The following is a 9,342-nucleotide window of genomic DNA, read 5'->3' as shown; positions in this document are numbered from 1 at the left end:
GGCCATCCCAATCCACGACGCCCCAGCCGAGATGGCAGAGGCCCGGATCGAGCCCGAGGATGCGGACGGGAGGTTTCGGCATGGTGGAGTCCGGTTGAATTCAAACCGCACCGTCTTCTGCGTCGGCCTGTCGGGTCAAGCTCAATCAGTGAAGCCCGGTGGGCGCCTCACTTGGAAGGATAGGAAGCAGAGAATCCCTTGCCAGACTTGATGTCGTCCTCGGAAAACCAGATGTTAAAGAAGGGTAGGAGGCCATTTTTGGCGGTGCATGTTACGTAATAGTGCCCTAATTTATGCCCACTTCTATAGCCACTTGTTATCCTCATACAGTTTGGATATTGTTTTAATACCATTAATGCAGCTTCTTTCAAAAATGCCTTTTCTTGAGTAGTAAAGTCATCCTCGCCGTCGATGTCCCATAAAAGACCAGCTTTATATTCCGAACTCGCGTTCGTCCTCAGCTCATGCTTTTCTACCCAACCGATCTCCCAATCGACTGGTGAGCCATCTGCTTCAATAATTTTTGCCTGAAGCCAATCGGGTGTTTCACACAGGCCCGACAAAACCATTGCAGGCCATAGCTCTCTGTAATGCGTTGCGCGAAGAACCCTGCTTGCGGTAGCATTAATTACTTTTCCTTTATTCTTATCAGGAGATAAGTAAAAAGGGGTTTCTCTATGCTCTATAAAAAAGCGTCCCCGAACAGGTGTTCCCACTTCGCATGCAGCATCGTTTGCTTTGGCAGACGGGAGCATCCCGTTTCCGTGACGGTCAATGCAAGTGCAAAGAAAATCATTGAGCACCAAGAGTGCAAGTTTAGCATGCCGATGTGCTCCATTTTTTCAACAGCTTAGCGCCAAATTAATGATCGTTCATAGGATCGGTTGCTTGCCTCAAGCTGATCTCACTGCCAAGTTTCACCATCAATCGTTTCAAACTTTGTACGCCTTGGAACAGGAATGCGACGCACCATATCGACGCCGCTGGTACCGTTGTGAGCAAAACGGCCAGATTGGCAAACTGAGCCTGTGTACGAACCTGGAAAGCCGATCCCATTTCTGGCGGTGGTGGCGCGGGTGGCGCGGAAAAAGCTTTTCGCCGCAGTCGGCGCGGCTTATTGCTGCGTATTGAGCGAGGACGAACGCAATGAAAACCGACACGCCGAAGCAAATCTACCTCAAGGATTACGCTCCCCCCGCGTTTCTCATCTCCGAAACCTATCTCGATGTGGTGCTCGATCCGGCCGAGACGCGCGTGAAATCGCGGCTGTCCGTGGTGCCTAATCCGGCGCTGAAGCGGCGCGCGACCGAGATCAAGCTCGACGGCGAGTTGCTGCGGCTTCTGCGCGTGTGCATCGATGGCGCGCCCGTCGATGAGCAGCGCCTTGTGGCGACGGACAAGGATCTGACCATCCGCGATGTGCCCGCCAAACCCTTCACGCTCGAAATCGAGACGATCTGCGACCCGGCCGCGAACAAGGCGCTGTCCGGCCTTTATCTCTCGCGCGGCGTCTACTGTACGCAGTGCGAGGCCGAAGGCTTCCGCCGCATCACTTATTATCTCGACCGGCCGGACGTGCTGTCGAAGTTCCGCGTCCGCATCGAAGGCGTGAAGCCGGACACGCCCGTGCTGCTGTCGAACGGCAATCTCGTGCAGACGGGCGACCTGCCGGGCAAACGCCACTTCGCCGTGTGGGAAGACCCGTTCCCGAAGCCCTCCTACCTCTTTGCGCTCGTGGCGGGCAAACTCGCCATGGTGGAGGACAGCATCATGACGCGGTCCGGCCGCGCCGTCACGCTGCGCATCTATGTCGAACCCGGCAAGGAAGATCGCTGCGACTGGGCCATGAAGAGCCTGAAGCGCGCCATGCGGTGGGATGAGGACCGCTTCGGCCTCGAATACGACCTCGACATGTTCATGATCGTGGCCGTGTCGGACTTCAACATGGGCGCGATGGAGAACAAGGGGCTCAACGTGTTCAACGACGCGCTGATCCTGGCGCGGCCCGATACCGCGACCGACTCCGATTACGAGCGCATCGAAGGCGTGATCGCGCACGAATATTTCCACAACTGGACGGGCAACCGCGTCACCTGCCGCGACTGGTTCCAGCTTTGCCTCAAAGAAGGGCTGACGGTTTTCCGCGATCAGGAGTTCACCGCCGACCAGCGCTCCGCCGTTGTGAAGCGCATCGAGGATGTGCGCTGGCTCCGAAGCATGCAGTTCACCGAGGACGCGGGGCCGCTCGCGCATCCCGTGCGCCCGTCGTCCTTCATCGAGATCAACAACTTCTATACGCGCACGGTCTACAACAAGGGCGCCGAGCTGTGCCGCATGCTGCAAACCGTGCTCGGGCGCGACGGCTTCCGCAAGGGCCTCGACCTCTATTTCGATCGCCATGACGGGCAGGCGGTGACCGTGGAAGACTTCGTGTCGGCGCTTGGCGACGCGAACGGCGCGGACCTTTCGGCCTATCTCCTCTGGTACAATCAGGCGGGCACGCCGACGCTCGACGCGCGCCTTTCCTATTCGGAGGGCGCGAAGGAGGCGCGGCTTACGCTCAGCCAGACCTTCCCTGATCTTCCGGGGCAGCCGAAGCGCAAGGCCGTGCCTATTCCGGTGAAGCTCGGCCTGCTCGGCCCGAATGGCGGCGAGATCCCGCTCGAAGTCGAGGGCAAGCCCGTCGATGGCGGCCTCGTTGTGCTCTCGAAGAAGAAGGAGGTCTTCACCTTCGAGAAGGTCGGCTCGCGGCCAGTGCTGTCGCTGCTGCGCGACTTCTCCGCGCCGGTCAACCTCAATGCAGGCGCGCGCGACAAGGACATGCTCACGCTCATTCGCGCCGATACCGATCTGTTCAACCGCTGGCAGAATGCGCAGGCCTTCGCGCTGAAGCATATCGTGGCCCTCGCGAGCGCCAACGCGAAAGGCGAGAACGCGCGTGTCGAACCCCGTTTCGTGGCGGCTGTCGGCGAAGTCGCGGACGACGACACGCTCGAACATGCCTACCGCGCGGCGTTCCTCGCGCTTCCATCCGAATCGGATGTGGCGCTCGCCATCGGCGAGAACGTCGACCCGGAGGCCATTCATCAGGCGCGTACACTACTGCGCGCGGCGATGGGAAAGAGCCTGCGCGCGATTCTCGAAAGCGTTTACGAGCGGAGCGCCCCGGCCGAACCCTACAACCCGGACGCGGAAAGCGCGGGCAGACGCGCGCTGCGACAATCCGCGCTGAGCCTGCTCGCGGCAGGAAAAAGCCGTTTCGGCATCGCGCGCGTGAAGGAACAGGCGAAGACCGCAACCAACATGACCGAGTCCTTCGGCGCCCTTTCGATCCTCTCGCAGGTGGGCGGCGAAGCCTACGATCAGGCGCTCCAGCGCTTCCACAGGAGGTGGAAGGACGAGCCGCTCGTCATCAACAAGTGGTTCGCGTTGCAGGCGTCGTCGCCCTCGCCGGATACCCTCGCGCGCGTGGCCGACCTCGTGGCCAACCCGCTGTTTTCAATCCAGAACCCGAACCGCGTGCGCTCGGTTTACGGCGCGTTTGCGCACGGAAATCAGGTGCGTTTCAACGATGCGAGCGGGGCTGGCTACGACCTCATCGCCAACGCCGTGATCGAGATCGACGGATTCAACCCGCAGATGGCGTCGCGGCTTGTCGGCGCGTTCGAGAGCTGGCGCATCTTCGAGCCGAAACGCCGCGCGCTCGCCGGAAAGGCGCTGGGGCGCATCCTCGACCGGAAGGAGCTTTCCCCTGACGTCTTCGAGATCGTGTCAAAAATCGTTGGCGAGCGCGAAGGCGAAGTGGCAGCCTGAAGCGGTTCGAGTCGCCGCGATGGTATGTGGAATACTTCCGGTTGTAGCGAGACTTGTATACACATGGTGACTCTTTCTTAACTAATCCTGCTCATGTTAATATATCGGTGACTAAGACTAATTCCGGGGCTGATCTACCGGCGGGAAGACATGGCGCTTCATGAGCTGAGCCAGACCTTTTCCAATGCGCGCGCTGTCGAGGCGCCGCGCACGGTAGACCTTTCGCTGAAATCGGACACAACGCCGGGACCGACGCAAGTTCCGGGTGCCCTCGTCCAGACCAGGCAATTGCTGACGGTCCTTGGCGGCACCGGCCTTGCCGCCCTCGGGCTACTCGCCGTGCTTTGCTTCGGCCCAACGCCGGTAGAGCCGGAGGCGGTCGCGTTCTGCCTTGGTGCGGCCGCCCTGTCTTTGGTGTCATGCCTCTGGATGTGCCGCCGCAGCCTCGATCGTGCCGAGGCCGCGCGGCTTGCGATCACGAGGCACGCGCAGGGCGTAGAGGCGGCAGGCGCGCTTGGGCTGCGCTGGGATCTCGTTACCGGCGATCTCGTCTGGTCGGGCGATGCGGGCGGCATCTTTTCAACCGGCGAAAGTCGGCCGGCAAGTTTCCGCGACTTGCGCCACTGGCTCCATCCCGACGACTTCCTCTACGCCTCGATATCGCAGGCGCTGAAAAGCGGCCAGAAGCGCGTCAATTGGCCTGTGCGTATCAAGGATGCGGAAAAGGGCTGGCGCACCTTCCAGCTCAGGGGTGAAATATCTTCGACGCCTCAGGGCGCTCCCGCCTTCGAGGGCCTTCTCGTTCCCATAGACCCAAGCCAGAGCCCGCAGGGGCTCGAGGGCTTTCCGTCATTGCCCGACATCGTGGAATCGCTGCCTATTTCCATTGCGATCTGGGATCGTGAGAACCGTCTCGTGCTGTGCAACCGTAAGTTTCGCCAGCTTTATCGCGTGTCGGCGGCGGCGGCGCTGCCCGGCACATCTTACGAGGCGATACAGGCGCAGACGCAGGAGGCCATCGCGCAGCGGCCGCCGGAAGGGCGTGGCGTGGTTGGGCGGTTCCAGCTTCAGGAACGGCAACTCGGCGATGGTACCTGGCTCCAGATCGGCGAATACTGGACGGGGGAGGGAACCTTGGTGAGCTTCGGCACGGACATAACCATGCAGAAGCAGACGCAGCACCGGGTTCTCGAACGGGAGCAGCAGATGCGAGCGAGGGTGGACGGCTTCGAACAAAGCCGCAGGCAACTGGAAATTCAGGCGCGGCAGCTTCGCGAACTCGCGGAGTCATACAACGAAGAGAAGATCCGCGCCGAAGCCGCCAATCAGGCGAAGTCGGAATTCCTTGCCAATGTCAGCCACGAGCTTCGTACGCCGCTGAACGCCATCATCGGCTTTTCCGAAATGATGCGCGACGGTGTGCTCGGCCCCATCGGCAACCCGAAATACGAATCCTACGTGAAGGACATCCACAACAGCGGACGTTACCTCCTCGAAATGATCAACGACATCCTCGATATGTCCAAGATCGAGGCGGGCCGCTGGACGCTTTCGCCCGAATGGTTCACCATGAGCGATGTGTTTCAGGAGTGTCTCTCGGTGGTCAGTCCCGTCGCAATGGAAGGCAGCGTGGAACTGAGCCAATCGGGCAACACGGGCATTTCGCTGTATGGAGACCGGCGCGCGCTGAAACAGGTGCTGATCAATCTGTTGTCGAACGCGGTGAAATTCACGCCGCAAGGCGGAAAGGTTTCGCTGCGCGCCTATCGCTATCGCGGCAGCATACGGATCGCAATTGCCGATACGGGTGTTGGTATTCCGAAGCACGACCTCGGTCGCCTCGGCAGGCCGTTTGAACAGGTGAGCAATCAGTTGACCAAAGGACACAAGGGAACCGGCCTTGGGCTTGCGATTTCGCGGTCGCTCGTCGAGATGCACGGCGGCAAGCTCGACATCAAGAGCCGCGTCGGCGAAGGAACGACCGTGACGTGCATACTGCCGGTTCAGGACGAGAAGGACATTGTCGGGCGCGAGGCCGCGTGACGCTCGAAGACACCAAAGCCCCCCAGCCGCTTCTTCCTGCAACCATCGTCGAAGAACGTCCGGCGACGTCGCAAGCCGTTCACGACCTCGCGGAGAGAACGCGCGGTCGGCCCGTAACCGTCGGCGAGGTGCTCGATGCGCTGGAAGACGGCGGCTTCGGCGTGCTGATGATCCTCTTCGCGCTGCCGAATGCCGTGATACCGGGTATTTCCTTCATACTCGGCGCGCCCGTCGTGCTGCTCGGGCTGCAACTCGCGTCCGGCCGCAAGAAGGTCTGGCTTCCGCAGGTAATGCGCCGGCAGGTCATCCCGCCCGCGATCTTCGAAGCCGTCGCCGACCGCGCCGAGCGGTTTCTAATCTGGATCGAGAAGCGCGCCCGGCCGCGCTGGAATGTGGTGGTGAGCGATGGCGGCGAGCGGCTCCTCGGCCTCTACATCGCTATTGTCGCCGCCTTCCTCATGCTGCCGATGCCGTTCGGCAACATCCTCCCCGCTTTCGGCATAGCTTTCATGTCGGTCGGTATTATCGAGAAGGACGGCAAGGCGGCTAGCCTCGGCGCGGCGCTCGGCTTCCTCGGCGTTCTTTATCTGGTCCTCGCATTCGCAGTCGGCATCCAGGCACTAAAGGCCGTCATCGGCATGCTTTAGATCGAGCCGCTAATCGCGGCTTCGACCGCGGAAAACCATTAGAAACAAAGACTTGGAGCGTCACGACGCATTCGCGGGAATGCGCGACGCTGTCTCGTCGGCGGTTGCTCGCAATGCGCGATGCGGGCGATTGCGCTGGCGCTCGCCGGGTCGCGGCAGGGCTGATCCGCACCCTTTCAGGGCATCACACGCGGCCTTCACTTGCGCGCGAGCATTAAGTTTTGCGACAAGTTCGGCTTTGCGATTCCCGCTCCGATCATTAAACAGCAATTATACCAAGGGAACTTCGATGGCGCATTGGGCTTGTCCATCGGTTCGACCATAAGTGTGGGGCGTTCTTGATGTCGAGTTTATTGGAGCGGGCCGAGTATGTTCGCGGTCCCGTGGCGCGTTCCGCCGAACTGGGCGTTCCGGCAAAGGGTAGCGTTTCTGTTGTCGAGCGGCGGTCGCTTGCGGGCATGCCTGCCTGGTCGAATGCCTTCGCGCATCTGAGAAAAGACAACCGCTACTACGAGATCGTTGAAGACACGGTCTGCCCGGAATTTCGCTATCGCTATTTTGCCTTGACCGACCGCTTTGGTCGCGCCATGGCGGTGCAGCCGTTCTTTGTGCTCGATCAGGATCTGGTCGCGGGGTCCGGGGCGCGCCTGAAAGGGTTTGTCGACCGCGTGCGGCGTATCTGGCCGCGCTTTCTGACCATGCGCACGCTGATGATGGGATGTGCGGCGGGCGAGGGTCATCTCGCCGCGAAGGATCAAGCCACGCGGGTTCGCGAAGCCGAGGTGCTCTCGGCCGATATCGTCCGCCTCGCGCGGGCCGAGAAGGCGTCGCTGATCGTGCTGAAGGAGTTCCCGGCCGAGTATCGCGAGGCGCTTTCGGCGTTTCGCGAGAGGGGCTTCACGGCGGTTCCGAGCATGCCGATGACGCGGCTCGACATCTCCGCATACAAGAGCTTCGACGATTATCTGAACAAGGCGATCAAGAGCAAGCGCCGCACCGAATTTCGCAAGAAGTTCAAGGCTGCGGAGCAGTCCGCGCCGATCGAGCTTGAAGTGCGCCATAATGCCGGCGATGCGCTCGACCAGATCTTCGCGCTCTATGAGCAGGTTTACGAAAAGTCGGACATGAAGTTCGAGAAGCTCACCAAAGGGTACTTCGCCGAGCTTGGCCGCCGCATGCCGGACAAGGCGCGGTTCTTCATCTGGCGGCAAGAGGGCAGGGTGATCGCGTTTTCGCTTTGTCTCATTGAGGGCGATAAGCTCTACGGCGAATATCTGGGCCTCGACTACACCATCGCGCTGCAACTGCACCTTTATTTCTACGTGATGCGCGACACGATTTCATGGGCCATCGCGAACGGCTTCAAGGAGATCGTCAGCACGAGCCTCGGCTACGGCCCGAAGCTGCAAATGCGCCACGAACTTCGCCCGCTCGACCTTTATGTGCGGCACACATCGCCCGTCGCCAACGCGATCTTGAAGCGCGTGCTGCCCTATCTTGAGCCGACGCGCGGCGAGGAAACGTTGCAGAAGTTCCCGAATTACGCCGAACTCTGCCCCGCGCCGCGCTTTGGTGCTGACAAGCGATAGCGTTTTTCATTTGTTTCCACATGTAACCATTTGGTTACATTATTTCGTTCCCAGCTATGCATTAGCTTCGCTTGGGCACTTCAAGTGGGGAAACATGAAAAAAATAATTCTGATCGTAATTTCACTGGGCTTGGTTGCGACGCTTTCGGCTTGCGGAACCACCGGCATTCAGAATGAAGCGCTTTTGAAGCAGCCGCTTACCGGCGGGCATTCTCGTGTGAAGATCATTCGCTCCGAGCAGTTTTTAGCGTCGGGACGCGGCGCGCGTGTGAAGATAGACGGAAAGGAAGTTGCCGATATCGGTAACGGAGCGGGTGCTATATTGGATGTCCCCGCCGGTCCGCATAATGTTTCCGTCGATGTCTGGGATCACCCTAACGTCTTCAATCTCAGGATCGAGGCCAAGCCGGGCACGATGTATACCCTCCTCGTCAAACCGAGAGAAAACGCCGTGATGGCTGGGGCGGTGTTGGGGGTTGCCGGAATGCTCGTCGAGGCCGCAGCAAATGAGAACGGCGGCCTGTTCCAGGTCGAGGTCGTATCCGAGCAGCGCATAGGCTGACGGTTGCTGCCGTACCGCCCGTCACGGACGCCTGGATGCGGCACTACTTCCTGCGCGCGTGATCGCGGAAGAACTGGTCCTGAAAAATGCACATACGCAGGGCGTTGTGATATTCGCCCTCCACGAAGAATTCCTTGATCAGGTCGCCTTCCTTGATGAAGCCCATCTGCTCGTAAATGTGGATGGCCTTCTCGTTGTCGGCGTCCACGACGAGATAGAGCTTGTAGAGATTGAGCGTCGAGAAGGCGTACTGCATCGCGAGGCTCGTCGCCTTTTTCGCGTAGCCGCGCCCCTGAAACTCGGGCGCGATCATGATCTGGAACTCGGAGCGGCGGTGGATGTAGTTGATTTCGACGAGTTCCACGAGGCCGACGCGCTGGCCCTCCACCTCGACCACGAAGCGGCGTTCCGTCTGGTCGTGGATGTGCTTCTCGTAAAGCTCCTGAAGCTCGACGTAAGCCTCATACGGCTCCTCGAACCAATAATGCATCATGGTCGAATTGTTATCGAGCTTGTGCACGAACAGGAGATCGTCTTTCTCCAGCGGCCGCAGGAGAAGCCCGCCCGTTCGCACGTCGAGCTTGTTCTCCTTCATCGAACGGTTCGACGCCATGAAACCGGTTCCTCTTCGCGTTGCGGCCTGACGCTTATGTAAGACGCCACGCCGCACGATGAAGGAGGACGGCGA

The 9,342-nt window shown here is 60.1% G+C and carries 7 protein-coding genes; 5 read left to right on the top strand and 2 right to left on the bottom strand.

Annotated elements, in window-relative coordinates; all coding sequences use genetic code 11:
* Positions 1–167: 167 nt before the first annotated feature.
* Complete coding sequence (locus T281_RS18880) at positions 168–755, bottom strand: type III secretion system chaperone family protein (RefSeq protein WP_155955263.1); 588 nt, start codon at positions 753–755, stop codon at positions 168–170.
* A 391-nt stretch (positions 756–1,146) separates the two neighbouring features.
* Here T281_RS18880 and pepN point away from each other — a divergent pair, with 391 nt between their 5' ends.
* The 5 genes from pepN (at position 1,147) to T281_RS14120 (ending at position 8,654) form a co-directional block, all read left to right on the top strand.
* On the top strand, positions 1,147–3,813 hold the full coding sequence (gene pepN, locus T281_RS14140) for an aminopeptidase N (protein WP_037240569.1): 2,667 nt from the start codon (positions 1,147–1,149) through the stop codon (positions 3,811–3,813).
* Positions 3,814–3,963: 150 nt separating this feature from the next.
* Positions 3,964–5,856: a sensor histidine kinase gene (locus T281_RS14135; protein ID WP_052037516.1), complete on the top strand. Its 1,893-nt coding sequence runs from the start codon at positions 3,964–3,966 to the stop codon at positions 5,854–5,856.
* Complete coding sequence (locus T281_RS14130; protein ID WP_037240566.1) at positions 5,853–6,503, top strand: exopolysaccharide biosynthesis protein; 651 nt, start codon at positions 5,853–5,855, stop codon at positions 6,501–6,503. The genes T281_RS14135 and T281_RS14130 overlap by 4 nt, the downstream gene beginning before the upstream one ends.
* A 341-nt stretch (positions 6,504–6,844) precedes the next feature.
* The gene (locus tag T281_RS14125) at positions 6,845–8,092 is read left to right on the top strand and encodes a GNAT family N-acetyltransferase (protein ID WP_037240563.1); all 1,248 of its coding nucleotides are present in this window, start codon (positions 6,845–6,847) and stop codon (positions 8,090–8,092) included.
* Between the two features lie 94 nt (positions 8,093–8,186).
* A complete protein-coding gene (locus T281_RS14120; protein WP_037240559.1) occupies positions 8,187–8,654 on the top strand; it encodes an LptM family lipoprotein in 468 nt (155 codons plus the stop codon).
* Positions 8,655–8,697: 43 nt separating this feature from the next.
* Here the strand turns inward: T281_RS14120 and speG are convergent, their stop codons facing one another.
* Complete coding sequence (speG, locus tag T281_RS14115) at positions 8,698–9,267, bottom strand: spermidine N1-acetyltransferase (protein WP_199502371.1); 570 nt, start codon at positions 9,265–9,267, stop codon at positions 8,698–8,700.
* Between the last annotated feature and the right edge of the window lie 75 nt (positions 9,268–9,342).

It is taken from the genome of Rhodomicrobium udaipurense JA643, assembly GCF_000636015.1.
In the GTDB taxonomy this organism is placed as follows: Bacteria; Pseudomonadota; Alphaproteobacteria; order Rhizobiales; family Rhodomicrobiaceae; genus Rhodomicrobium; species Rhodomicrobium udaipurense.
The sequence above is the reverse complement of the archived record's forward strand: the minus strand, read 5'-3'. Positions and strand labels throughout refer to the sequence as shown.

Bases quoted from the DNA above. Each gene is read 5' to 3' on its own strand.
- speG (WP_199502371.1), bottom strand. From the start codon at position 9,267: ATGGCGTCGAACCGTTCGATGAAGGAGAACAAGCTCGACGTGCGAACG.
- T281_RS18880 (WP_155955263.1), bottom strand. From the start codon at position 755: ATGCTCCCGTCTGCCAAAGCAAACGATGCTGCATGCGAAGTGGGAACA.
- T281_RS14125 (WP_037240563.1), top strand. From the start codon at position 6,845: ATGTCGAGTTTATTGGAGCGGGCCGAGTATGTTCGCGGTCCCGTGGCG.
- pepN (WP_037240569.1), top strand. From the start codon at position 1,147: ATGAAAACCGACACGCCGAAGCAAATCTACCTCAAGGATTACGCTCCC.
- T281_RS14120 (WP_037240559.1), top strand. From the start codon at position 8,187: ATGAAAAAAATAATTCTGATCGTAATTTCACTGGGCTTGGTTGCGACG.
- T281_RS14135 (WP_052037516.1), top strand. From the start codon at position 3,964: ATGGCGCTTCATGAGCTGAGCCAGACCTTTTCCAATGCGCGCGCTGTC.